This is a genomic window from Streptomyces yunnanensis, assembly GCF_029011865.1.
GTDB classification, from domain to species: domain Bacteria; phylum Actinomycetota; class Actinomycetes; order Streptomycetales; family Streptomycetaceae; genus Streptomyces; species Streptomyces yunnanensis.
In genome coordinates this window covers 410,659-435,763 of the sequence record NZ_CP095749.1, presented here as the reverse complement: position 1 = coordinate 435,763, position 25,105 = coordinate 410,659, and the positions used below count along the sequence as shown (strand labels likewise).

General features: G+C 71.3%; 17 protein-coding genes. 9 read left to right on the top strand and 8 right to left on the bottom strand.

Going from position 1 to position 25,105, the window contains the following annotated elements:
• Positions 1-72 precede the first annotated feature (72 nt).
• The 7 genes from MOV08_RS01905 to MOV08_RS01875 all read left to right on the top strand — a co-directional run bounded on the left by MOV08_RS01905 (position 73) and on the right by MOV08_RS01875 (position 14,456).
• Positions 73-7,320, top strand: a complete 7,248-nt coding sequence (locus MOV08_RS01905; RefSeq protein ID WP_275305900.1) for an amino acid adenylation domain-containing protein — start codon at positions 73-75, stop codon at positions 7,318-7,320.
• Positions 7,321-7,322: 2 nt separating this feature from the next.
• Positions 7,323-9,878, top strand: coding sequence for an FAD-dependent monooxygenase (locus MOV08_RS43735; protein WP_338057125.1), 2,556 nt, complete (start codon positions 7,323-7,325; stop codon positions 9,876-9,878).
• Positions 9,879-9,925: 47 nt separating this feature from the next.
• A complete protein-coding gene (locus tag MOV08_RS01895; RefSeq protein WP_275305899.1) occupies positions 9,926-10,825 on the top strand; it encodes an SDR family oxidoreductase in 900 nt (299 codons plus the stop codon).
• A 346-nt stretch (positions 10,826-11,171) separates the two neighbouring features.
• Positions 11,172-11,969, top strand: a complete 798-nt coding sequence (locus tag MOV08_RS01890) for a hypothetical protein (RefSeq protein WP_275305898.1) — start codon at positions 11,172-11,174, stop codon at positions 11,967-11,969.
• Positions 11,970-12,082: 113 nt separating this feature from the next.
• A complete protein-coding gene (locus MOV08_RS01885; RefSeq protein WP_275305897.1) occupies positions 12,083-12,700 on the top strand; it encodes a class F sortase in 618 nt (205 codons plus the stop codon).
• An 84-nt stretch (positions 12,701-12,784) separates the two neighbouring features.
• Complete coding sequence (locus MOV08_RS01880) at positions 12,785-13,753, top strand: alpha/beta fold hydrolase (protein ID WP_275305896.1); 969 nt, start codon at positions 12,785-12,787, stop codon at positions 13,751-13,753.
• Between the two features lie 289 nt (positions 13,754-14,042).
• On the top strand, positions 14,043-14,456 hold the full coding sequence (locus tag MOV08_RS01875; RefSeq protein ID WP_275305895.1) for a nuclear transport factor 2 family protein: 414 nt from the start codon (positions 14,043-14,045) through the stop codon (positions 14,454-14,456).
• A gap of 134 nt (positions 14,457-14,590) precedes the next feature.
• Here MOV08_RS01875 and MOV08_RS01870 read toward each other — a convergent pair whose 3' ends face one another.
• Both MOV08_RS01870 and MOV08_RS01865 read right to left on the bottom strand, forming a co-directional pair.
• Entirely contained in the window at positions 14,591-15,472 is an 882-nt protein-coding gene (locus MOV08_RS01870) for an alpha/beta fold hydrolase (protein WP_275305894.1), read from the bottom strand.
• Between the two features lie 62 nt (positions 15,473-15,534).
• Complete coding sequence (locus MOV08_RS01865; RefSeq protein ID WP_275305893.1) at positions 15,535-16,614, bottom strand: alpha/beta hydrolase; 1,080 nt, start codon at positions 16,612-16,614, stop codon at positions 15,535-15,537.
• A 103-nt stretch (positions 16,615-16,717) separates the two neighbouring features.
• Between MOV08_RS01865 and MOV08_RS01860 the strand changes: the two genes are divergently transcribed.
• Positions 16,718-17,482 (top strand): TetR/AcrR family transcriptional regulator, encoded by a 765-nt coding sequence (locus tag MOV08_RS01860; RefSeq protein WP_039628962.1) that lies wholly within the window; start codon positions 16,718-16,720, stop codon positions 17,480-17,482.
• Positions 17,483-17,598: 116 nt separating this feature from the next.
• Here MOV08_RS01860 and MOV08_RS01855 read toward each other — a convergent pair whose 3' ends face one another.
• From MOV08_RS01855 to MOV08_RS01845, 3 genes are all read right to left on the bottom strand, one after another.
• Positions 17,599-19,341: an IclR family transcriptional regulator domain-containing protein gene (locus MOV08_RS01855; protein ID WP_275305892.1), complete on the bottom strand. Its 1,743-nt coding sequence runs from the start codon at positions 19,339-19,341 to the stop codon at positions 17,599-17,601.
• Positions 19,342-19,346: 5 nt separating this feature from the next.
• A complete protein-coding gene (locus tag MOV08_RS01850) occupies positions 19,347-19,946 on the bottom strand; it encodes an RNA polymerase sigma factor (RefSeq protein ID WP_275305891.1) in 600 nt (199 codons plus the stop codon).
• Between the two features lie 462 nt (positions 19,947-20,408).
• Complete coding sequence (locus tag MOV08_RS01845) at positions 20,409-21,332, bottom strand: alkene reductase (protein ID WP_275305890.1); 924 nt, start codon at positions 21,330-21,332, stop codon at positions 20,409-20,411.
• On the opposite strand from MOV08_RS01845, the gene MOV08_RS01840 reads away from it, so the two are divergent.
• Positions 21,258-21,764: a MarR family winged helix-turn-helix transcriptional regulator gene (locus tag MOV08_RS01840; protein ID WP_420834115.1), complete on the top strand. Its 507-nt coding sequence runs from the start codon at positions 21,258-21,260 to the stop codon at positions 21,762-21,764. The two genes, MOV08_RS01845 and MOV08_RS01840, sit on opposite strands and share 75 nt — an antisense overlap.
• Before the next feature lie 62 nt (positions 21,765-21,826).
• Here the strand turns inward: MOV08_RS01840 and MOV08_RS01835 are convergent, their stop codons facing one another.
• The 3 genes from MOV08_RS01835 to MOV08_RS01825 all read right to left on the bottom strand — a co-directional run bounded on the left by MOV08_RS01835 (position 21,827) and on the right by MOV08_RS01825 (position 24,814).
• A complete protein-coding gene (locus MOV08_RS01835) occupies positions 21,827-22,996 on the bottom strand; it encodes an anhydro-N-acetylmuramic acid kinase (RefSeq protein ID WP_275311679.1) in 1,170 nt (389 codons plus the stop codon).
• Between the two features lie 177 nt (positions 22,997-23,173).
• Positions 23,174-23,449, bottom strand: coding sequence for a hypothetical protein (locus MOV08_RS01830; RefSeq protein ID WP_275305889.1), 276 nt, complete (start codon positions 23,447-23,449; stop codon positions 23,174-23,176).
• A 93-nt stretch (positions 23,450-23,542) separates the two neighbouring features.
• Positions 23,543-24,814 (bottom strand): M20 metallopeptidase family protein, encoded by a 1,272-nt coding sequence (locus tag MOV08_RS01825; RefSeq protein ID WP_275311678.1) that lies wholly within the window; start codon positions 24,812-24,814, stop codon positions 23,543-23,545.
• Between the last annotated feature and the right edge of the window lie 291 nt (positions 24,815-25,105).

Below are 25,105 nucleotides of genomic sequence, written 5' to 3'. Positions count from 1 at the left end.
ACTCGTCCCTCTTTGCCTGGTCGACGTCGGCGCCTGTCACGGTTCTACTCGCGAGTAGGCATGATGTTGATCATGAACAGGACAGTCGCTGCCGGCGCAGCCCCCCGTGACCCGCAGGCGCAGGCACAGCAACATCCGCAGAGCCCACTGACCGCCTATCAACGGGACATCTGGGCCGCCGGTTCGCAGGCTCCGCAGTCACCGCAGTTCAACTGCGTACTCCACGAACGCTTACGCGGCACGATCGACCACGACGTCCTCGCCGCATGCGTCGAGAGCGCACTGCACCGCCACGCGACGTTCCGACTGCGGTTCGCGGAGCACGCGGGCAAGCCCGTGCAGTGGGTGGCGGCGGACGAGAGCATCCAGGTCGGCCGGGTCGACCTGACATCCGAGCCCGAACCGCGAGCGGCCTGTGCCGAGTGGATGCGGCGCTCGATGGCGACGGCACTGCCGCTCACGGAGGGCGGCGCGCTGGTCGAGGCCACGCTGCTGCTGGAGGGCCCGGACGTCACGCATCTGCACGTCAAGGCGCACCACATCGTCGCCGACGGCTGGACCGTCAACCGGCTGAGCCACGAGATCCTGGAGGACTACGCGCGGGCCACGGGTGACGGCGGACCGGGCGCCGCCGGTCCTCGCACGTCGTCCTCCTACCTGGCATTCATCGAGGAGGAAGCCGCCTACCGTGCCGGTGCCGAGGGCGAGCGCGACCGTGCTTTCCACCGGGAGGCCCTCGCCGGCGTGGCGCCCGCGCTCTTCCCGCGCACGGCCGGCGGGGGCGGGCGCGGCCGCCACTCGTTCGTCGTCGACGGGCATCTCGCCGACCGGGTCCGCGCCGCCGGCCTCTCGCCGTTCGCCTACCGCGCCACCATGTTCGGCATCTGGCTGACGCGGCTGCACCGCACCGAGGAAGTGGTCCTCGGCATCCCCTTCCTCAATCGGCCGGCGGACCACCACAAGGACGTCCTCGGTCAGTTCGCCAACACCCTGCCGCTGCGGTTCACCGCACCCGGTGAGCGGACGATACGGGAGCTGGTCGCCGCCACCCAGGACGCGATCCGTGCGCTTCGGCCCCACGCACGGCTCTCGCTGGGCGACATCCTGCGCGAACTGCCCACGTCGGCCGGAGGCCCCCGCCAGCTCTTCGACGTGACGGTCTCCTACCTGCGGTGGCCGCGGCCGGCACCGATACCGGGCGTCGAACGGCAGACGGTCATGATGGCCCCCTCACACGAACAGGACGCTCTGGGTGTCGTCGTGTCCGACTTCGACGACACGGCCGACGTCCGCATCGACCTGGACTACGCCCTCGACGTCTTCGACGAGGACCTGCCCATCGCCTCGGTCGCCGGCCACCTCGCGACGCTGATGGAACACGGCGTGGCCATGCTGGACCTGCCCGCAACGGCCGTCCCGATGCTGCGACCGGCCGAACACCGGGACCTCACCGCGGTGCGCAGCCACGGCCCGCAGGTCCCCTACGCGGACGACGCCACGCTGCACGGCCTCTTCGAGGAGCAGGCGGCCCGCCGCCCCGGGCAGACCGCCGTCGTCGGCCCCACGGGCGAGACCCTGACCTACGCCGAACTGGACGAACGGGCCAACCGCATCGCCCGGGCCCTGCGCGAGGAGGGCGTCGGCCCGGACGACCGGGTCGCGGTGATGATGGAACGGGGGCCGCAGCTGCTGGCGGTGCTCCTCGGCACGCTGAAGTCCGGCGGCGCCTACGTACCGGTGGACCGCGGCTACCCGTCCGAGCGCGTGCAGTTCCTGCTGGAGGACAGCCGCGCCAAGGTGGTGATCGTGGACGGCGACGGACCCACCGCCGATGCGCCCCCGGGCGCGCAGGTGCGGCACGTCGAGGAACTGCTGCGGGCCGGCGGTGCCCCGCTGCCACCGCTCGCCGGCCCGCGCGATCTGGCCTACGTCATCTACACCTCCGGATCGACCGGCCGCCCCAAGGGCGTGATGGTGGAGCACCACAGTGTCGTCAACCGCCTCGCCTGGATGCAGCGCCGCTATCCGCTCGGCGACGGCGACGTCCTGTTGCAGAAGACGCCGGTCTCGTTCGACGTCTCGGTCTGGGAACTGTTCTGGTGGGCCGTCGAGGGCGCCGCGGTGGCCCTGCTGCCGCCCGGCGGCCAGCAGGATCCGCAACAGATCCTGCGGACCGTCCGCGAACGGCGCGTCACCGTCGTGCACTTCGTACCCTCGATGCTCGCCCCCTTCCTCGACCTGCTGCAGGCTTCACCACAGGCCCGCGCGGACGCCCGCTCGCTGCGGCATGTCTTCTGCAGCGGCGAGGCCCTGCCACCCGAGCGCGTCGAGCAGTTCAACGACGTCTTCGGCGCACCCGATGCGGAGTGCCGGCCGCGCCTGGTGAACCTCTACGGACCGACCGAGGCCACCGTCGACGTGTCGTACTACGACTGCCCCGGCGACCCCGCCCGCGGCATCGAGCGGATCCCGATCGGCCGGCCGATCGACAACACCCGGCTGTACGTTCTGGGCCCCGACGATCTGCCCCAACCGGTCGGTGTCGCCGGCGAGTTGTGCATAGGCGGAGTCGGCGTCGCCCGCGGGTATCTGGACCGCCCGGAACTGACCGCCGAGAAGTTCACCCCCGACCCGTTCACCGCCCGCGGCCGCATCTACCGCACCGGCGACCTCGCGCGATGGCTGACGGACGGCACCCTGGAATATCTCGGGCGGATCGACGGCCAGGTGAAGATCCGGGGCAACCGCGTGGAGCTGGGCGAGGTCGCCAGCGCCCTGCGCACCGCCCCCGGCGTACGCGACGCCCTCGTCACCGACCACACCACCCCCGCTCGCGGCACCCAGCTCATCGGCTACTACGTCGCCGATGACGCCATCGACCCGGCACACCTGCGCGAGCTGCTCGCCCGGACGCTGCCGGCGTTCATGGTCCCGGCCTCCTTCGTCCGCATCGACGCCGTTCCCCTGACCCCCAACGGCAAGGCCGACCGCCGCGCGCTGCCCCTGCCCGAGGACACGCCGACCACCGGTCAGCAGCCGCGCAACCGCACCGAGGCCGCCCTGGCCGAGATCTGGGCCGGCGTGCTGGGCCGGGAGACCGTCGGCGTCCACGACGACTACTTCACCCTCGGCGGGGACTCGATCCTCATGCTCAAGGTGCGCGCCCGGGCCGAGGCACAGGGACTGCGGTTCTCCCTGACCGACCTCCTCCGTAACCCCACCGTCGCCGGACTGGCCACCCGCGTCGACAGCCGGACGGGGCCCAGCGACGACCAGGCCCTCGCGCCGTTCGCCCTCATCTCCGGCGTGGACCGCGCCCGCCTGGAAGACGCCCAGGACGCCTGGCCGCTCACCCGCCTCCAACTCGGCCTGGTCTACCACAGCCGCCGGCACGCCACCTCCGCCACCTACAAGGACGTCTTCCAGTACACCCTCGAACTCCCCTGGGACGAGGACGTCTTCCGGCGGTCCTTCGACAGGCTGGTGGCACGCCATCCGGCCCTGCGCTCGACCTTCGCCCTGGCCGGCTTCTCCGAACCGTTGCAGATCGTCCACTCCCGGACGGCCGGCGGCCTGGACGTCGTCGACCTGCGCACGCTCGACGGCACCGCCGCCGACGCCGAGGTCCGCGCGCACATCGACGCCCGCCGCCGCCACGCCTACGCCTTCGACCAGGCACCGCCGTACCTCTTCCGGGCGCACGTCCGGCCCGACGGCGTCGAGCTGGTTCTCAGCTTCCACCACGCGCTCCTCGACGGCGGAAGCGTGGCCACCCTCCTGCAGGAACTCCTCCAGGACTACGCGCACGGACTGGGACTGGGCATCGACCCCGTCGACGACCCGCAACCGCCCACCGCGGCCTCCTTCGCACAACACGAGCGCGACGCCCTGGCCTCCCCGCAGGCGCGACGGTACTGGAGGGAGAAGCTGGCCGGCTGCGAACCCCTGCAGATCGAGGCGTTCACCGCGCACCTGCCCACCGCCGACCACGAACCGGTCACGCACCGCGCCGACCTCTCCGGTGAACTCGTAGCAGAATTAGGGAAGTTCGCCGCCGAGCAGCACCTGCCGGTCAAGTCCGTGCTGTTCGCGGCACACTGTCTGACACTCGCCGTGTTCGCCGGCACCCACGACCTGACCACCGGACTGCTCACCCACGGACGGCCCGAACTCGCCCACGCCGAACGCACCGCAGGACTCTTCCTCAACGCCCTGCCCCTGCGCCTGGACGTCGCACAGGCCACCTGGCTGGACGTGGCACGCGAAGCCTTCCGTCAGGAATGGGACAGTCACCCCCACCGCCGCTACCCGCTCAGCGCGATCCAGGAGGACCACGGCGGCCCCGTCCTGGACACCGCCTTCAACTACGTGCACTTCCACCAACTGGCCGAGGTCCTCGACCTGCCGGGCGTCCACCTGCGGTCCTTCCGCACCTGGGAGGAGACCAACTTCCGGCTCCTGGTCAACGCGGTCACCGAACCCGACGGCGGACGCGTATGGCTGCGGATCGACGGAGACGGCGACACGCTCTCCGCCGACCAGGTGCGCCTGTACGCCCGTGCCTACTCGCGGATCCTGCGCACGATGGTGCAGGACCCGCACGCCGAGCCCGACTTCGCCTTCCTCGCCGACCGGCCGGCACTCGCGCCGGCCACGCCCCACCCCACCGTCGTCGACCGCTTCATCCAACAGGCTACCCGCACCCCGCAGGCGACGGCCCTGGTGAGGGGGGAGGAGCGGTGGAGCTACGCCCAACTGGCCCGGACGGCCGACACGGTGGCCCGCAACCTGCGCGCACTCGGCGCCCCGCCCCAGGCCCGCATCGGCATCGCCATGGACCGGTCACCCCGGACGATCGCCGTCATCCTGGGCGTGCTGCGAGCCGGTGCGGCCGTGGTGCCGCTCGACGTCGGCTACCCCGCCCAGCGGCTGGCCCACATGCTCGAACAGGCCCGGCCCTTCCGCGTCATCGCCCACGCCGCCCATGCCCACCTCCTCCCCGACCCCGCGCTGCTGCTGCCCGCCGAGTCGACGACCGAACCGGCCCCGGACCCGGTCGTGGACCTTCCGTCCCACGTCCCCGCCGACAGCACCGCGTATGTGCTGTTCACCTCCGGCTCCACCGGCCGGCCCAAGGGCGTGACCATGCCGCACCGCGCCCTGGCCAACCTCGTCGCCTGGCAGACCCGGGCCGTCACCGGAGTCCCGGGCGGCGCCACCCTGCAGTACGCGCCGCTCAGCTTCGACGTCTCCTTCCAGGAGATCTTCTCCACCCTGTGCTCCGGCGGCACCCTGCACCTGATGAGCGACGCCGAACGACGCGACATGCCCGGTCTGCTGCGGCGCATCGACCGCGAGGGCATCGAGCGGGTCTTCCTGCCCTACGTGGCCCTCCAACAACTGGCCGAGACCGCACAGGCACTGGACATCACCCCCCGGGCGCTGAGGGTGCTGATCTCCTCCGGCGAACAACTCCGCATCACCCAGGAGATCCGCGGACTGTGCGCGGCGCTGCCCGGCGCCGTCCTGGAAAACCAGTACGGGCCGACCGAGACCCACGTCGCCACCGCCTTCACCCTCAGCGGCGACCCGGCCGCGTTCCCCACCCTGCCCCCGATCGGCAGCCCCATCGACGGCGCCGAGGCCCATGTGCTGGACGACCGGCTGCGCCCGGTGCCCGCCGGAGCGCGCGGCACCCTCTACCTCGGCGGCGCCTGCCTGTCCGACGGCTACGAAGGCCGCCGTGACCTCACCAAGGAGCGCTTCGTCCCGCACCCGTTCGCCGGCGGCGACCACCTGCTCTACGACACCGGCGACCTCGGCCTGGTGCTGGCGGACGGGACGATCGCCTACGCCGGCCGGGCCGACACCCAGGTCAAGGTGCGCGGCCACCGCGTCGAACTGGCCGAGGTCGAACTGGCCCTCAACGGCCTCGCCGGCCGGTACCCGGGCCTGCGCGACGCCGCGGTGGTGGCCAGGCGGCACGAGAACGGTGACTGCTTCCTGGTGGCCTTCCTCGTGGGCGACGACGGCACCGGCGCCGACCTCACCGACATCCGTCGGCACCTGCGCACCACCCTGCCGGACCACATGGTGCCCTCCCACCTGCAATGGACGGCGCACCTCCCGCTGACCCCCAGCGGGAAACGGGACGACGCCGCCCTGCGCCGCCTCCCGCTGGCCCCCACCACCGACGCCACCACGGACGAGCCGCGCGACGCCTACGAAAGCACCCTGGCGCAGATGCTCGCGGACCTGCTGCACCGGCCCACCCTCGGCGTCCACGACAGCCTCTTCGACCTGGGCGGCACCTCGCTCACCGCGATGCGCCTGGTGGTCCAGATCGAGCAGCGCTACGGGGTGAACATCCCGCTGGCCGAGTTCATCGCGACCCCGACCGTGGCCGGACTCGCAGCGCGACTGCGCGCGGGCAACGCGGTCGCCACCTACGACCCGCTGGTGCCCATCCGCCCGCACGGCACCCGCCCGCCGCTGTTCATGGTCCACCCCATGGGCGGCAACGTCCTGTGCTACCTGCGCTTCGCCCGCCACCTCCCGGACGACCAGCCGCTCCACGCCCTCCAAGCGGCCGGCGCGGACCCCGGCACCACGCCGCTGCACACCGTCGAGGAGATCGCGCACAGCTACCTCACCGCGCTGCGCAGGGTACAGCCGCACGGCCCCTACACCCTCGGCGGATGGTCCTTCGGCGGCTTCGTCGCGTTCGAGATGGCCCGCCAACTGCGGGCGGCGGGCCAGGAAGTGGACCACTTGGTACTTCTCGACACCACGGCGCTCAGCCAGGGCGAACGCCACCGCCACGACGACGACGCGCTGCTGGGCTGGTTCTTCTGGGAGCTGCTCTGGCTGGAACGCGGCGGTGACTCCCCCCTCCAGGACATCCCGCGGGAACTGACCTCGCTGGAGGAGAAGTTCGACTTCATCGCCCGCCTCGCCACCGAGGCCGGGGTGCTGCCGGTGGGCAGCTCCGGAGCCGTCATCCGCCGGCTCTTCCGCGTCTACCAGGCGAACTGGCAGGCGGCGCTCGACTACCGACCCCGGGCGACGGACCAGGAACTCACCCTGATCCGCGCCCTGGAACCCCTGCCCGACGTCCTCACCGCGATGCACGGCGCGGCCGGAAGCCGTCACACCGACGCGACCAACGGCTGGGGGGACATGACCGACGGCCCGCTCCACGTCGTCGGCGTACCCGGCGACCACCTCACGATCATGGAAGAACCGCACGTCCACCACGTGGCGAAGACGGTCGCGGACCTGATCCGCACCGCACCCGACCGACCCCACCAGGAGATCTGACCATGCCAAGCCAACAGCCCCTCAAGGCCCTCGTCATCGGGGCCGGCATCGGCGGCCTGACCTGCGCCACCGCCCTCCGAAAGGTCGGCATCGACGTGGCCGTCTACGAGCGCGCCACCGAGCTGCGGGCCGCCGGCTCCGGCCTGTCGGTGATGAGCAACGCCCTCACCGCACTCGGCACGCTGGGCATCGACCTCGGCCTGGACAAGCGCGGTCAGGTCGCGGAGTCCTTCGTGGTCCTGGACGAGCGCGGCCGGACCATCAGGGACCTGCCCTTCAAGGAGGTCTGCGACCAGGTCGGCGCCCCCAGCGTCTGCCTGAGCCGTTCGGACCTCCAGGAAGCGCTGCTCGACGCGACCGCGGACTGCCCCCTCCACCTCGGCGCCGTCGCCACCGGCTTCCAGACCGACGACACCGGGGTCACCGTCCACTTCGCCGACGGACGCACGGCCCACGGCGACCTCCTCATCGGTGCCGATGGATTCCACTCGGCCGTCCGCGCCCAACTCGTCGGACCCGAAACCTCCCAGGACAGCGGTTACGTCTGCTGGCTCGGCGTCGTCCCCTTCGACCACCCCCAGCTCACCCCGGGCTGCGTACGCCACTACTGGGGCAGCGGACAGCGCTTCGGCCTCATCGACATCGGCCACGGCCGTGTCTACTGGTGGGGCACCAAGAACATGCCCGCCGAGCGCTCCCACGCCTGGGACGGCACCAAGGACGACATCACCCAGGCGTACGCCGGCTGGGCCGACGAAGTGCGGGCCGTCATCGAAGCCACCCCGGCCGCCGACATCCTCGCCGTGCCCTCCCGCGACCGTGCCTTCCTCGAACGCTGGGGAGAGGGACCGGTCACCCTGCTCGGCGACGCCGCGCACCCCATGCTGACCACCCTCGGCCAGGGCTCGGCCATGGCCATCGAAGACGCCGTGGTCCTCGCGCACACCCTGGCCGAGCCGGGAGTCCGCGACGACCTGCCGCTCGCCCTGCGCACCTACGAAGAACGCCGCCGCGACCGCACCCGGTCCATGGTCGCGGCCTCCCGGTCGATGAGCGACCTCGAACAGGCCGACACTCCCGCGACCCGACAGGCCAGGGACGACTACTTCCGTCTGACGCCCCATCAAGAACTCGCCCGGCAGAACGCCCAGGCCCTCACCTTCCCCGGCATCCCCTCTCCCCAACCCCGTGTCCGGCGCGCCCTCAGCCCGCTGGAACGCTGGTACTGGATCGCCGACCGCACCTCACCGCTCAACGGCATCATCCGCACCCGGCTCCACGGCCACCTGCAACTGCCGCTGCTGCGCCGCGCCCTGGACATCCTCCAGGCCCGACACCCCCTGTTGCGCGTCGCGATCAGTGGCGACGACGGGGGAGCGCCCGCCGCGTTCCGACCGCTGGCCGGGCAGCCGATCCCGCTTCGCCACGTCCAGGTGCCGGCCGACGCCCCCGACGCCGACACACGTTGGGAACACGAGGTCAACGCGCACGAGCTCGCCGAAGGCGTCGACTGGCACACCGGTCCGCTGCTGCGCGCCGTACTGCTCACGCGGGAGGGCGCCGAGCGCGCCGAGGACGTCCACGACCTGATCGTGACGTCGTCGCACTGCATAGCCGACGGCATGACGGGGCTGTCCCTGCTCAGGGAGTGGATCGACATCGCCGCGCAGCTCACCGACGGACAGGAGCCGTCGACCACGTCGCGGCGGGCACTGCCCGCCGCCGAAGACCTGCTGCCACGCCACCTCCGGGGCCAGGCGGGGGACAGCCCCCTGACGGCTCTCATGCAGCGGGACGAAGAGCAGCGCCGCCTGCTCCGGCCACGGCGCATCACCCCCAGCCAACCGGTCCCCTTCCAGCTGCGGCGCACCCGGATGGTGCACAGGTCCCTCACCACCGAGGAACTGCGGCTCCTGGTGAGCGCCTGCCAACGGCACGATGCCACCGTGCACGGAGCCCTGGCCGCCGCCATGGTGACCGCCGTCGCCCAGGAGACGGACACGCAACAGCCGACCCACTTCTCCATCGGCTCCCCGCTCGACTTCCGCTCCGACCTGGACCCCGCCGTCTGCTACGACGAGGCCGGCACCTACGCGGCCACCCTGCCCAGCCACGTCCGGTACCAGCCCGGGGCACCCCTGTGGGACATGGCCCGCGCCATCAGCCAGGACCTGGCGGACCGCCGACAGCGCGAGGAACACCTGGCCCTGGTCAACCTCCTGGACCGGGCAGGGCCCAAGACCTCGGCCGACGGTGAGGCGTTCATGCGCTACATGGACGAACAGGGCCCGCTCAACCTCACCCTCTCCAACCTCGGTCGCCACGACTTCCCCGACCGTATGGGCCCCTGGCGCATGTCCCACACCCAGCTGGTCGCCGGCATCTCCGTCACCGGAGCCGTCGTGGCGACCGCCATCACCACCCACGGCCAACTCGCCTGGAACTTCAGCTACGTCGACGACATCGTCCCCACCCCCCGCGCCCACCACCTCGCCGACGCATCCCTCCACGCCCTGCGCTCCGCCCTCTCGTCCGACACCCCCGAAACCGGCCACTAACCGGCAGATCAGCAACCGCACCACCCCCACCACGGAAGGAAGGTCACGTGTTCCACCAGAAGGCCAAGCCCCTGCCCCCCGCCGGACGCACCGTCGTCATCACCGGGGCCTCCACCGGACTCGGCAAACACTGCGCGCTCCAACTCGAACGGCGCGGCTTCCACGTCTTCGCCGGCGTCCGCAGGGCCGAAGACGGTGAGAAGCTGCGCGCCGAGGCGTCCTCCGCGCGACTGCGGCCCCTCCTCCTCGACGTGACCGACGAGGAGAGCATCCGCACCGCTGCCGCCGAAGTCGCCGAGTCCGTGGACGCACACGGCGTGTGGGGCCTGGTCAACAACGCCGGCACCTGCGTCTCCGCCCCGCTGGAGTGCGTGCAGCCCGCATCGCTGCGGCAACAGCTGGACACCAATGTCGTCGGCGCCGTCGCCGTCACCCAGGCATTCCTCCCGCAACTGCGCCGGAGCCGCGGTCGCATCGTCAACATCTCCTCGGGGCTGGGCAGCGTGGCGATTCCCTACCTCGGCGCATACGCGACCGGACAGTTCGCAAAGGAAGGAATGAGCGACGCGCTCCGGCGCGAACTGCGGCCCTTCGGAATCTCGGTCTCCGTCGTGAAGCCGGGTGCGATCGCGACCCCGATATGGCACAAGGTGCGGGAGACCGGCGAGAAGATCTTGGACAAGACCCCCCACGACATCGCCGACCTCTACCGACTGCCCTTCGAAGAGTTCCTGCGGATGAACGAACAGCGAGCGGAATCCAGCAGCACCCAGCCGGAGGACTTCGCCCGCACCGTCTTCCGTGCCCTCACCTCCGCCCAGCCCCGGACCCGCTACTGCGTCGGCAATGACGCCCGGACCGCCGCGCTGCTCTCACGGCTGCTGCCCGACGCCGCCCTGGACCGCGGATTCCACCAGCTGACCAAGGCAACCAGCAGGAATCCGTGACGCGCATGAGCGCCGCATAGCGCGCCCGCCCGGCCACCGGGACCGCACGTGAAGCCCACGCGGTCCCGGTGGTCCTGGTGGTCCCAGCGAGTCCCGATGGACGCCCGCACCTGATTGAATTCCCAACCTTCTTTCGGTGTTTCTCCGTCTTTCGGACTACCGAATTCACAAGAGCTTCGGGACTAAAGTCCCGGGAGTTGTCGCAGTTGTGTCACCGCGCCCCTGCCTTCGGCTTGCTGTTACAAATCCGACGGATTGCCGTTATGTGGGATGAATAACTTCCCTGACATCGCCGCCGAACGGGGCGGATGACGACAATCGACTCGGACCTGCAAAGGAACTCCTGATGACTTCCTCTCACCGCACGGCCACGCGCCGCCGCAATCTCGTCCGTACCTCCGCGATAGCCGCCGTCGCCGGCTCGGCCCTGCTGCTCCCGGCCGCCGCCGCGTTCGCCGACAGCCCGGCCCCCGCGAACCCCGCGTCCCCGAATGCCGAGCAGGACAAGAAGCAGGACGGCAATCAGAGCCAGGAAAACGGCACCCCGGACAAGGACGCTCAGGACAAGAGCAGCCAGGACGGAAGCAGCCAGGAGAAGAACAAGGAAAGCCAGGACAAGGACAAAAACAGCCAGGACAAGGGCAAGGACAAGAAGGGCGAGCGGAGTTTCGTCCGCGCCCAGAACTTGGCCGGCGGCTTCACGGCCAAGATCTACAAGCTCGGCCAGAACCACTACCAGGCCGACATGTACGCAAAGGCGCCCGACACCGGCAAGCTCGTCAAGTACGACACGTTGGAGACCACGGGTGGCAAGCCCGCCTACGGTCAGCACAACGGCGCCCACTTCGTCCTGCAGCCCGACGGCGCCATGACCTCCTGGGTCGAGGGCGGCAACAAGAAGCCAGACAACAAGGACGGCAAGGGCAAGGACGGCAAGAGCAAGAAGCAGGACCAGGGCAAGGCCACGCCGAAGAACCAGGGCAAGGTCATCCCCAAGGGCGGCGTCAAGGCCGGTGCCGAAGGCGTCGAGTCCGGCGACCACAGCATGCTGCTCGCCGGTGGCGGTGCCGCCACGGCCGCCGCGGGCCTCGGCTTCGCCGTACTGCACCGCCGCAAGGCGGGCCGGTCCGGCGACAACGCCTGAACCACCCGCACATCACAGGAGAGTTGAGGTGGCCCGCTCGTCCCTCACCGGAGCGGGCCGCCCCACTTCCGCCCACCGCCGTACTGCCGTCCTGCCATGCACCTGGAGTCGCCGTGACCACCACCCCCACCCGCCGTCTCCGTCGCCTCGCGACCGGTGCCGCGCTCGCTCTCGCCGTCGCCGGCGGACTGACGGCCTGCGGCAGCGGCGACACCCCCGGCCCCGATGTCAACATCAAGAACGCCGCGACCACCCCGGCCAAGGAGACCGCCCCGCCCATGGCGCCCTCCAAGCCCAAGCGCCTGCAGATCCCTTCCGCGGGCGTGAACGCCGGACCGTTCGTCCCCCTGGAGGTGGGCGGCGACGGCGAGTTGGGCGTGCCCCCGGTGGACAAGGCCGAGCAGCCCGGTTGGTGGACCAAGAGCCCCACCCCGGGAGAGAAGGGCGCCGCCATCGTCGTCGCCCACTACGACACCAAGAACGGCCCGGCCCTGATGCGCAACGTCAAGAGCATCAAGGTCGGCGACGAGATCAAGGTGCTGCGCGAGGACGGCTCCACCGCCACCTTCAAGATCCGCGAACGCCAGCAGGTCAGGAAGGACGCCTTCCCCACCCAGAAGGTCTACGGCGACACCGACCGCCCGGAGTTGCGCCTGCTCACCTGCGGCGGCGAGATCGTCGACGGCCACCGCTCGGCCAACATCATCTTCTATGCCGACCTCGTGAAGTGACCCGCGGCGCCGATCCGGCCCCGGTGGCGCGGGTTTCCGCCCGCGTGCACCACTGCCTGTATCGCACGGGAGTATGTTCGCCCCATGGTTGAGCATCGCATGATCGACGTGAACGGTATCCGGCTGCACATCGCGGAGGAGGGCGAGGGGCCGCTCGTCGTGCTGCTGCACGGCTTCCCCGAGTCCTGGCACTCCTGGCGCCACCAGTTCGCCCCGCTGGCCGCCGCCGGCTTCCGCGTGGTCGCCCCCGACCAGCGCGGATACGGCCGCAGCGACCACCCGCAGGACGTGGACGCCTACAGCATGCTCCACCTCGTCGGGGACGTGGTCGGGCTGATCCACGCCCTGGGCGAGAAGGAGGCATTCGTCGTCGGGCACGACTGGGGCGCACCGGTGGCCTGGCACACCGCACTGCTGCGGCCCGACGTGGTGCGCGGGGTGGCGGGGCTGAGCGTGCCGCCGCCGTTCCGCGGGGAGCGTCCGCCGCTCGTGGCCATGCAGGAGCGGTTCGGCGGCCGGTTCTACTGGAACTACTTCAACCGACCCGGGGTCGCCGACGCCGAGTTCGCCAAGGACACCCGCACCGCCCTGCGCAAGCTGTTCTACTCCGCCTCCGGCGACGCCCCCGGCGCCGGCCGCGCCGACCAGGCACTGGTGGCCGACCCGGCGCGCGGCTGGCTCGCGGACATGATCGACCCCGAGGTGCTGCCGGACTGGCTCACCGAGCAGGACCTGGACGAGCTCACCGAGAACTACGCCAAGGGCTTCACCGGGGCCCTGAACTGGTACCGCAACCTGGACCGCAACTGGGAGCTGACCGCTGCCTGGCAGGGCGCGGTCGTCAGCCCGCCCGCGCTGTACATGTACGGCGACCGCGACCTGGTCCCGGCGTTCCCCGGCACGCGCGAACTCATCGCGAAGCTGCCGGAGTTGATGCCCAACCTGCGCCGGGAGCCGATCGCGCTGCCGGGCTGCGGCCACTGGACCCAGCAGGAGCGGCCCGAGGAAGTGAACGCCGCACTGATCGAGTTCCTGACGGAACTGCGGGGCTGAGCCCGGGCGCCTCGGGCGGCCCCCTCGGGGCGATCGACTGTCGTGCCGGGCCTCCTCCTCTCACCGGGAGGAGGAGGCCCGGTCTTCCGTTTGCCCTCGCCACCTGCGGGCGTCGACCCACCTCAGGCGCTGGCCCACCCGGGACGTTCATGTGCTCCAGGCGCTGATTGATCGCCAGCCGTGAAGAATGCGTTCGTGGAGTGCGTCTTGGTCCGGGGGATGTCTGCCGCTTGACTTCGGGTGGGGCGGAAAGGCCGCCCGGATGCAACGACGAGACAGGGGACCCCTCATGACTAACACCGAACCCCGGGTCGTGGTGCGGCGCTACTTCGACGCGCTGGCGGCCGGCGATCAGGATGTGATCTGGGAGTCCTGGGCCGAGGACGGCAGCTGCTGGTACGGCGGCGACCTGCCGATCTCGGGCACCTGGCAGGGCCGGGAGGGCGTGATCGACGGCTTCCTGGCGACCGCCTTCGCTCACCTGGACCCGGACCGGGAGGTCGGCGTGCGGATCACCAACGTCTTCGGGGAGGGCGAGCAGGTGCTCGTCGAGTGGGACTCCTGGGCGACCGGCAGGACCGGCCGGCCCTACCAGCAGAAGAACATCGGCGTCTTCACCGTCCGCGGCGGAAAGATCGTCGAGATGCGGGAGTACGCGGACACCCAGCACTGGGAGCGCGCACTGGTCGCCGACCCTTCCTGAACTGCCGGAGCTGCGGCCTTCCCGGCAGGCAGCAACGGCGGGTCGGGGAGTGGCGGTAGGGCACCGGGCCCCCGCGGCAGGGGCGCGGTCGTCCTCGGCGGTGGCCGCGGACGACGGCCCCGACCCCTGGAGGCTCAACTGGTGTGGGCCTCCAGGGCGTCGACGATCTCGGGCCAGAGTTCGCGCGGGCGGTCGTGACCCATGTCGGGGATCAGCAGGAGCGTGGCGCCGGGCACCAGGTCCGCGGTGCGTTGCCCCCCACTGGGGTCGATCAGCGTGTCGTCCAGTCCGTGGATGACCAGCGTCGGCACCCGGAGCTCCTTGAGGGCGTCGGCCCGTGACCCGCTGAGGATCATCGCCCCGAGCTGACGCCCGACCCCGGCGGGGTAGTAGTAGCGGTCGTAGCTCCGGGCCGCCAGCTCTCGAAGGACCGCGGTGTTGCCGTAGCGCTTGGAGGCCCACAGCAGTTCCCGGTCCGCCGCCGCGATGTACCCCTCGCGGTCCGCCGGCTTCGGGCTGAAGAGCACCGCCCGGGCTTCCGGACTGGACTGGCCGTATGCGCTCTCCCCGGTCGAGGACATCATCGACGTCAGGGTCAGTACCCGTTCCGGATGGCTGATGGCCATCGTCTGGGCGATCATCCCGCCCATCGAGGACCCGACCACATGGGCGCGTTCGATACCGAGCGCGGTGAGCAGGCCCAGGCCGTCGTCGGCCATGTCCTGGAGCGTGTAGGGAACCATCGCCAGGGCGGAACGCAGGTCTCCCGAGCTCACGGCCGCGATGAACCGACCCATGTCGACGGGGTGATCGTCGAACGTGGTGGACAGTCCGCAGTCGCGGTTGTCGTAGCGGACCACATAGCGGCCACGCTCCGCCAGCGCACGGCAGAGGTCCTCGTGCCAGGCGATCATCTGGGCGCCGAAACCCATCACGAGCAGAACGGGGGCATCACAGGGATCGCCGAAGGTCTCATAGGCGAGGGACACTCCGCGCGACACATCGACGATCGGCATACGGGGAGCCTGCCAGGACCGGCCCCCGTCGCGCATCCATATTCCCGGTGTCGCTCGCGGAGTCAGCGACGGGCCGGCTCGTGGGCGATCGCCGGGCGGACCTTGGTGAGCATCAGGTCCAGGAACCGGTCGGGGTGGCGGAACCCGGCGAAGTGGCTGGCGTCGTCGATGAGTGCGAAGTCCTTCACGGGCGCGACCACGTCGTCGAAGAACCGCCGCGCCGGCCGTGGCGGGGTGAGGACGTCGCTCGCGCCCTGGAAGACGAAGAAGGGGAGGGGGAAGGAGGTGCCCTCGCGCCGTTCGTCGATGGTGACGGCCTCCGGTGCGAGGCGCTCGGAGAAGGTCATCCCCTTCAGATAGGCGCGCAGTCCACCGAGGGTGTGCTGCGGTGAGAACCACAGGGAGCGGATCACCACGGTCTTCATGGTGTCGTAGGACAGCGGGTCGGAGGTGATGACGAGCTTGTTGTAGGCCGACCACTGCTCCACGGTCCAGGCGGACTTGTCGGGGCCCATCGCGGTGACGCCGGCCAGTTCCTTGCGCTTGCCCGCCTTCTCCAGGCGCGCCAGCAGCGCGTGGTAGGCGGAGTTCTCGCGTCCGCCGGCGTTGATGTTCTGGTCGGTGCCGACGTAGGCGGAGTACAGCTCGGGGTGGCTGCGGGCCAGGCGGAGTCCGAGCACGGTGCCGAAGGAGTTGGCGACCAGCAGCACCTTGTCGACGCCGAGCCGGGTGCGGACGTGGTGGGTGAGCTCAAGGGCGTCGCGGTGGAGCCGGGCGAGGGTGAACTCGCCCTGCCCGTCGGGCCCGTTGTGGGCGAAGGTCCGGTCCGCCCCGCGCATGTCCCATCGGACGATGGTGAAGTGCCGCTCCCAGGCGCGGGTGCGGGGGACGTAGATGTGGTTGGAGGCGCCGGGGCCGCCGTGCAGCTCCAGGATCACGGGGTTGCGGCGGTCGTCGCCGCGGACCGAGACCCACTGGTCGATTCCGCCGATCCGGACGAATCCCGACTCGTCGATGCCGTGCGGGGCGGTGACGCGCAGCAGGTTGGCATACGAGGTGCGCTTGAGCTGTCGATAGCCCAGCAGGCCGGCGGCGGGGCCCGCGAGGGCGGCGGCGGAGGCGGTGACGATGGTGCCGAGCATGGGTTGTCCCCCTAAACTGTTTATGGCATAAGCGCCGATGTTTAAGGTATACACAGTTGTAGGGGTGGGCGTCAACCGCTCCGTCGGAACAGGGAGGACCGTCATGACCAAGGCCGCCAGGCCCAGATCCGCCGGCGACGACAAGAAGCAGCGCGACCTGCAAGCCGGCGTCGCGCTGCTGTGGGGTGAACAGGACCGGCCCGCCCGCGGCCCCAAGCCCAGCCTCACTCCGCAGCGGATCGCCGGGTCGGCCGTCGCCCTCGCCGACGCGGAGGGCCTGGAAGCGGTCTCGATGAGCAAGGTCGCCGCCGCCTTCGACGTCTCGGCGATGGCCCTGTACCGCTACATCCCCGGCAAGACCGAACTCGTCGAGCTCATGGTCGAGTCCGTCCTCGCCGACGTCCCCGACCTCACGACCGCGGGCCCCGGCTGGCGCCCCCGGCTCATCGCGTGGGCACAGCGCTCATGGCAGGTGTACCAGGCCCACCCCTGGCTCATCGCCGCCACCGCGATGCGCCGCCAGGTCATGGGGCCCAACCAACTCGGCTGGCTGGACGCCGCCCTCGCGGCCATGGAACCCACCGGATTGACCGCCCCCCAGCGCCACCAGGTCTTCCTCCTCCTCGCCGGGCACGTGCGCAGCCTCGCCCAGCAGCTCGTCGACTTCGACGAGGACCACAACCGCGAGTGGACCCGCCTGACCAACGAACTCCTCACCCGCCAGGCGGACCGCTTCCCGGCGCTGACCCGGGCCGTCGCCGACGGCGCCTTCGCACCCGACGACATCGACCCGCTCGCATTCGGCCTCGAACGCATCCTGGACGGCGTCCAGACGCTCATCGACCGGACCGGGCCCGCCTCGACCTGAGGGGGCGCCCGGCCCGCGGGCGCTGTGACGGGAAAGGCGGCCGCTGCCGGAGCGCCGGCCGACGATCCGCAGCGCCTCCGCCCCCTGCGGACCCGATCTGGGAGCGGAGGCGCTGGTCACCGGTGGCTGACGTGGAGCCGCGGCAGGGCGTGGCCGGCGCCGGCGTCCGCTGCGGGCGGCGTGCCTCCTGTGGTGGTCGAGGGGGGTGGGCGTCGGATGGTGGTGGTGTCGTCGGTCAGCATCAGGGCCATGAGAAGGCCAGCGGAGCGTTCGCTGAGTGCCTGGGCCGCGGGGAGCAGCCGATGGCGCTGTTCGGCGGGCAGGGACAGCGCCACACAGGTGGCGCGTCCGGGGATGCCGAGGGGGAAGGCGGCGCAGACCTCGCGGTCGGAGTACTCCAGCAAGTCGAACTGGGCGGCGTGCGGGCCGTGGCCGTCCAACGCTTCGAAGAGTGCACGGGGGTTGGTGATGGTGCGGCTGGTGAGCTTGATCGGCCGGTGGCGGGCGAGGTGGTTCATGCGGTCGTCGAAGTCGAGTTGGGCGAGCAGGCTCTTGCCGACGGCGCTGGCGTGGGCGGTGTCGCGGAAGGCGACCCACTCCGTCACCGGGGGAGCCTGCGGCCCGTGCGCAGTGTGCAGGACGTTGACGTCTCCGTCGGCGTAGTCGCTGACGTAGACGGCGGCGCCGAGCCGGTCCCGCAGGCCCGTGAGAGTCTGCTGAAGCAGTTGCCCGCGGCGCTCGGGGCGTCGGGTCATCTCCACCAGGGGGCCGGGCACATGGACGCCGGCGACCGTGCTGATCAGTTGTTGGCCGCGCAACCAGTGCAGCAACCAGGCCACAGGGCCCAGCGCAAGTCCACTTCGGCGCGCGAGGTCCCGGGTGGTGATGCCGTCCGCCGCATCGACGAGGTAGAGGATGTCCAGTGCCCGGGCGGCGGCCTTCCACTGTTGCGGGGTGTCCGCGTAGGCCACCGTCCTGCGGGCCATTTCGGTGAGGACGGCAGGCCGCAGCGAGTTGGCGGACCACCACGGATCGCGCCCACCGGCCTCGTCGGCTCCGGTGTCGGGGACGGGGCCCGGCTGGCGGGGCGGCAGCGGTAGCAGCAGTCCCTCGCCCCGGGGCGCGGCGTCGGCGGGGCCGGCACAGTCGCGGCGCGCATGCCGCGGCGGTGGGGACGAAGGGGGTTCGGCTTCCAGTCGGGGCGGGGGCTGGTGCCTGCGTCCGGGGCGGGGCAGGTTGCCCAGTCGGGGTGCCGGCACCGGAACGAGCCGGCCGGCGGCCATCGCCACGTTCCCACCGGGTCCCGCCTCCAACGGCGGCGCGCAGTCGCCGGCCCGTGCGATGTCGTGCGGGGCGTCCGGCGCCGCGGATTTCCCCATGCCGTCGCGGACTTCGTCGATGAACTGCGGGTCCTCGATGCGCGGGGCTTCCGCGGCGCCGTCCGTGCGGCCCGTCATGCTCTTCAGCAGTGCGCGGGCATCGCCGTGTCCGTGCCGTGCGGCTTCGGCCACCAGGAACCGTACGCCTGCCCCCCCTCCTTTCCCCGTACGAGCGGCCAGGGCTGCCAGGCGGAACAGGGCTCCGGGATGTCCGGCTTCGGCGGCCTCCCCCAGCCATTGGGCCGCCAAGGGCAGCTCATGACGTGCCAGCGCCTTGGAACCCAGCCGATAGAGGGAGTTGGCGTGGGCCCGGTCCTCGGTCGTCATCGGGTATTGGGAAGTCAGGGGACCGAAGTCTCCGCACGGCCGGTCCCAGAAGTCGGGCGGACCGGCGAGTTGGGCCAGCAGCGTTGCGAGCCCGGCCGGGACCACCGGCTCCGGGCGACCTGCCCCGCCGCCGTGGCCGTCGTACCTGCTCACATCCCTCACCTGTCCCTCACCCCGTGCTGCTTCTGCTTGCGGTGCCCAGCCCGAATATGCCCGGCGAGCTTGCCCCTTAGTTGCGAAACGGCCTTATTCCGCATTCTGTGGAGCTGATGCGCGGAAATGCCGAGCGCGCGTGCGATTTGCGCGTCGGAGAGCCCCCGGCTCTGCAGGTCCACCACCTTCTGCTGCATGCTTTCGGGCATGTCTTCGATCGCCGGCTTCACCAGGTCCTGGAGCACCCGGTCCGTACCCACCACCGGCTGCTCCGGCACCGAGTCCAAACCGTCGTTGGCCAGCAACACCAGCTTCTTCCGCAGCAGTTCCGTACGGAAGCGGTCGAACGCCAAGTTGCGGGCCGCCCGTTGCAGATACGCCTGCACGTTCGTCTCCGGTGCCAGACCCCCACGCGTGGCCTTCGACCCCACCCGCAAGAACGCTTCCTGCGCGATGTCCTGACACGCGGCCAAGGACAGCGACTCGAACTCCCGCCGCAGCGCATACGGCTGTCTGTCCATGAAGTCCGGGTAGTACTCCAGCAGCCGCTGGGCCACCTGCCCCTCCACGATCACCGCCTCTTTGGGCGGGCCGTCGCCTACCACGGGCCCCGCTCCTCACCCGCCGTGCCACCACCTGGGACGCTGTCGGTGGTGATCACGACATGCAGAGCCACCGCAGTCGGCGGCACGGTGACATCCACCCGCACCATCGAGGGACCGGCGACGCACCGGTGTTCCTCGTGCCCCCGTCGATCCGCGGCACCGTGGGATCGACGGGGCCCTCCTCCGTCGGGGACACGCTCCCGGCGCAGGCGCAGCAGGACGCTCAGTGCGTGTACCGCGCTCACGGCGGCCGGGAGGTATCCGGTCCATTCCAGGGGCGGTGTCATGTAGTGGTTCTCCCTCGATCGGGCAGGGACGCGGTGTACGCCCTCGCCCCTTCCGACGAAGCGGGAGGTCCACTTCTCCCCCGACCGCACCGCCAATCAGCCGAACGGGTGACGGGTTCCGGCGGGCAGCGGCCACGCCGGCCCGGTCGCCGTGTCGGTGTCGTCGAGGTGTCGCTCAGGCGGTGAGGGCGGGGTAGTCGGTGTAGCCGCGGTGGTCGCCGCCGTAGAAGGTGGTCGTGTCGGGGGTGTTGAACGGGCCGCCGGCGGCGAGCCGGCGCGGCAGGTCGGGGTTGGCCAGGAACAGCGCCCCGTAGGCCACCATGTCCGCGGTCTCGTCCTCGATCAGCTTGAGGGCGTCGGGGCCGGTGGGGGCGGGGTGGGTGAAGGGGTTGAGGACGAACGTGCCGTCCCATGCCGTGCGCAGCCGCGCGGTCAGGTCGCCGTCCGGACCCTCCAGCAGGTGCAGATATGCCAGGTCCAGGTCGGAGAGCCGGGCCAGCAGGGCGAGGTAGGTCGCGCCGGGGTCGTCCTCGGCGATGTCGTTGTACGGGTTCCCGGGCGAGATCCGCAGGCCGACCCGGTGGCTGCCGATCGCCTGGGCCACGGCGGTCGTGACCTCGACGGCGAACCGGATCCGGCCCTCGACGTCGCCGCCCCAGGCGTCGGTGCGCTGGTTGGAGTTGGGGGCGAGGAACTGGTGGATCAGATAGCCGTTGGCGCCGTGGATCTCCACGCCGTCGAATCCGGCCTCGATGGCGTTGCGGGCCGCGTCGGCGAAGTCGGCGATGACCTGCCGGATCTCCGCTTCGTCAAGTTCCTTCGGCGTCACGAAGTCCATCGGGCCCTGGTGGGTGAAGACCTGGCCCTTGGCGGCCACCGCCGACGGCCCCACCGGCACCAGGCCGTCGGGCAGCAGGCTGGGGTGGCCGATCCGCCCGGTGTGCATCAGCTGGGCGAAGACCACTCCGCCTTCGCGGTGCACGGCGTCGGTCACCGTCCGCCACGCCCGCACCTGCCCGGGGGTGTGCAGGCCGGGGGTGTCGGGGTATCCCTGGCCGGCCGGCGAGGGCTGGATGCCCTCGGCGGACCTGTCAGTCACGCGATCTTCCGCCTGGCCCGCATCCACCGCATGCTCGCCGGACAGCTGCTGCGCCGCATCGGGCTGCATCCGGGCCAGGAGCTGGTCATGATGCACCTGTGGGAGCTCGGCCCCCAGCGGCAGACCGACCTGGTGCGCCTGCTGGACTCCGACGCCGCCACCATGACCCGCACCGTCCAACGCCTGGAACAGGCCGGCTTCGTCCGCCGCCGCCCCTCACCCACCGACAAGCGCGCCACGCTCGTCGAACCGACGGCCGCCAGCCATGCCCTGCGCCACGAGGTCGAGCAGGTGTGGACCCATCTCGAAGACCTCTCGACGGCCGGCTTCTCCACCGAGGAGCGGACCGCCGCCCTGCACACCCTGGAACGGCTGGAGCACAACCTCGCACAGGCCGCCGCTGATTCCGCGCACGCGGACACGGAGCGATAGCGCGCCGGCACCCCGCCCGGGACGGGGCGTGGGCCGGACGCACCGTTGGCGGGCGGGCCTGGTCACGCCGTGATGCGCAGTATGCGTGGGGGACGGGGCGCCGGTTCGGGTAGCCGAAGCGGCCGGTGGCCCGGTGTGATGCTCCCCAGGAGGGTGGCGTGACGGGCGCCCGTACTGGACGGAAGGGTGCCGGGCAGCCCGTGGAAGGTGAGGAATCCCAGGACGGCGAACGCCAGGGCTTCCTTGGCCTCGGAGGGCAGGCCGAGGTCGTCGCTCGGACGCAGCGGTACGCCGGGGAGTTCCTCGGAGATCATCCGCATCAGCGTGGGATTGCGGGTGCCCCCGCCCGAGGCGATGAGCTCGGTGACCTGGTGGGCACGGCAGGCGTCGGCGACGATCACGGCGGTCAGACGGGTCAAGGTGGCCAATACGTCGTCCGTGCCGAGCCCCGGCGTCCGTCCCAACGCCTTTTGCAGGTAGGGCAGATGGAAGTGTTCCTTGCCGGTGCTCTTGGGGGCGGGCCCGCGGTAGTACGGGTCGGACAGGAGAAGGCGGAGCAGGTCGGGATCGGTCCGGCCGGCGGCGGCCCGGCGCCCGTCCTCGTCGCAGTGCGCCGCGCCCCCGGTGAAGTGACCGATGGCGGCGTCCAGGAGGGCATTGGCGGGGCCGGCGTCGAAGGCCAGCGGTTCGGTGTCGGGTGCGACCACGGTGATGTTGGCGATGCCCCCGAGGTTGAGCGCCGCCGGCGTACCGGGAAGCGCGCGCAGCAGCAGGGCGTCGGTCATGCTGACCAACGGGGCGCCCTGTCCGCCGGCGGCGACGTCCTTGCTGCGCAGGTCGGAGACGACGGGGAGTCCGGTGTGCTGGGCGATCCAGGCGGGCTGGCCGAGTTGGAGGGTGCCGCGGACGGTGCCGCTGTCGACCCAGTGGTAGAGCGTCTGACCGTGGGAGACCACAAGGTCGGCGACATCGGCGCACAGCTCGTGGAGGGCGCGTTCGGCGACGGTGGCGAAGGCGCGTCCGATGCCGGTGTCCAGGGCGCAGCAGGTCTGCGCGGTCGTGGCAGCCGGGGGCAGCGTGGCGGCGATGAGGCTGCGCAGATCGTCCGGGTAGGGCACGGAGAGGTGTCCGAGCGGGCGCAGGCGCAGGGTGTCGTCGTCGAGGGTGAGGTCTGCGGCGGCGGCCTCGATGGCGTCATAGGAGGTGCCGGACATCAGACCGATCACGCGCAGGGCGCCGTCCGGTACCTCCGCTGTGCGGCCGGGGCGGGACGGAGACATGGTTCCCTCCTGAGGCTGCCGACGCCGACGGGGGCGGACGGCTCCCGCGATGTGGTGGGAATCGAGTGTGACAGGGTTTCCCGGATTCCCTCACCACACCGACCCACCACTGGGAGATGTCGGTCGGGATCAGTCCAGAGCCTGGTACTCGGCTGGTGGCGCGATGAGTTCGGGGTGCTCCACCGTGTAGCGATCCCCGTAGAGCGCCAGCATGGCCCAGTGCCAGGCTTCGTCGTGGAAGACGAGACCGCGGTAGGGGGCATCGCTCGGCTCGTACGGGTAGTGCGCCACGGCGGCCTCCCGGGCCCGGGCCGGTGACAGGCCGCCGTAGCGACGCATCACCCAGGCATAGCGACCTCGCTCACCTCGCAGGCATGCGAGGTACTCCTCCTCGCTCCACGTCATGTGACAACCCTAGTTGCCTGGCTCGGGGCGTCCGGGCTCCTCCCGCGGGCGGCGGTGTCCGCAGTCGGTGCCTGTGGTGGTGATCCGGGCCGATCAGTGGGGCGCCGAGGCAGCGCGCTGCGCGATCCAGCCGGCCATCGCCCGTACGCCGATGCCGATGGCGCGCTCGTCCGGGGCGAAGTCGGGGTAGTGCGGGAAGCAGGTCGTGATGGGAGAGTTGGGGGCGCGGACGCCGAGGAAGGTGTAGGTGCCGGGGACGTGGTCCAGGTAGAGGGCGAAGTCCTCGCCGTTGAACGGGAAGGCGGCGTGGAGCTCGGTGACCGCGTCGCGGCCGAGCGCCCGGCGCAGGTGGTGGGCGAGCGCGCGGGCATCGCGTTCCGGGCAGACCATGGCGGGGAACGGGTCGGCGGGGAAGCTCACCGTGGCGCCCGCGTACGAGGCCGCCAGCCGGCGGATGCCCGCGCGGACCTCCGGGTACCGCTCCTGCGGCCAACAGCGCGAGGACACGCTCACGGTGGCGTCCTGCACCCTGGCCCGGACGGCCACGAAGCGGTTCAGCGGCCCATGGGGTGTCCGGACGTCGGCGACCATCCGCTCCAGGTCCGCGGGTGTCTGCGGCGGTGTCACCGTGGCGAGCGCGCCGATCGCGGCGGCCAGCCGCCCTGCGGTATCCGGTGCGTCCGGCCCCGCGATCGTCACCTGGGCGTGGTCCTGGCCCGGCAGGCCGTAGCCGGGGGTCACCGCGAACTGCCCCACCGGGAAGGGCCCGCAGTGCAGTGCGTGGATCTCCTCGACCCGGGTGCGCTCCAGCACCCCGGCGTCGATCATCGCGCGGGCGCCGGCGAGCGCCTCCTCGGCGGGTTGGAAGAGGAACACCGCCGTTCCGCTCAACTGGCGCCGCAGCCGTGCCAGGACGTGCGCGACGCCGAGCGCGATCGTGGTGTGGAGGTCGTGCCCGCAGACATGGGCTGTTGCCGGGCCGCCCCCGACGATGTCCTGGGGCGGCACCGCGTCCATGTCGGCCCGGTACGCGATGGTCCGGCCCGGACGCGCACCCCGCAGGACGCCGACGACGCCGTTGCCGCCCACCCCGGTGACGACGTCCAACCCCGCCGCCCGCAGCTGCCGGGCCACCACACCGGCGGTGCGCCGCTCCTGACCCGGCGCCTCGGGGTGCCGGTGGAGGTCCTGCCGGAGCGCGATCAGACCGCGCCGCAGGCGCTCCGCCTCGGCGTCCACCGCTCGTTGTGTCACCGTGCGCGGCCGGCCCGCGGCGACGGCATCCCCTGCCGCGCCACCCGCGATCCCCACACCTGCCGCCGCGGCGCCGGCGAGCAGCGAACGGCGCGCGAGAGCCTGCCCCAGGGGACGGTTCGCCGTTCCAGTGGCTTCTACCGGCCCGTCAGCTGCTACCGCTCCTACAGCTCTTGCCCTTCCTACAGTTCCTGCTGTTTCTGCCATTCCTGCTGTACCTGCTGTTCTCACTGGTCACCCTCGTGATGCATTGAGCTCCGGCACGGTTCCGCGGGGTGCGGTCGTCGCCGTTCGGTGAGCGGAGCTTCCGTGTGGACATGGACACGATCGCCCGGGGCGGCGGTCGTTGCCCATCCGGCGAGCCACCGCTGAGGGGTGGGGGTGGCCCCAGCGCGGCAGGAG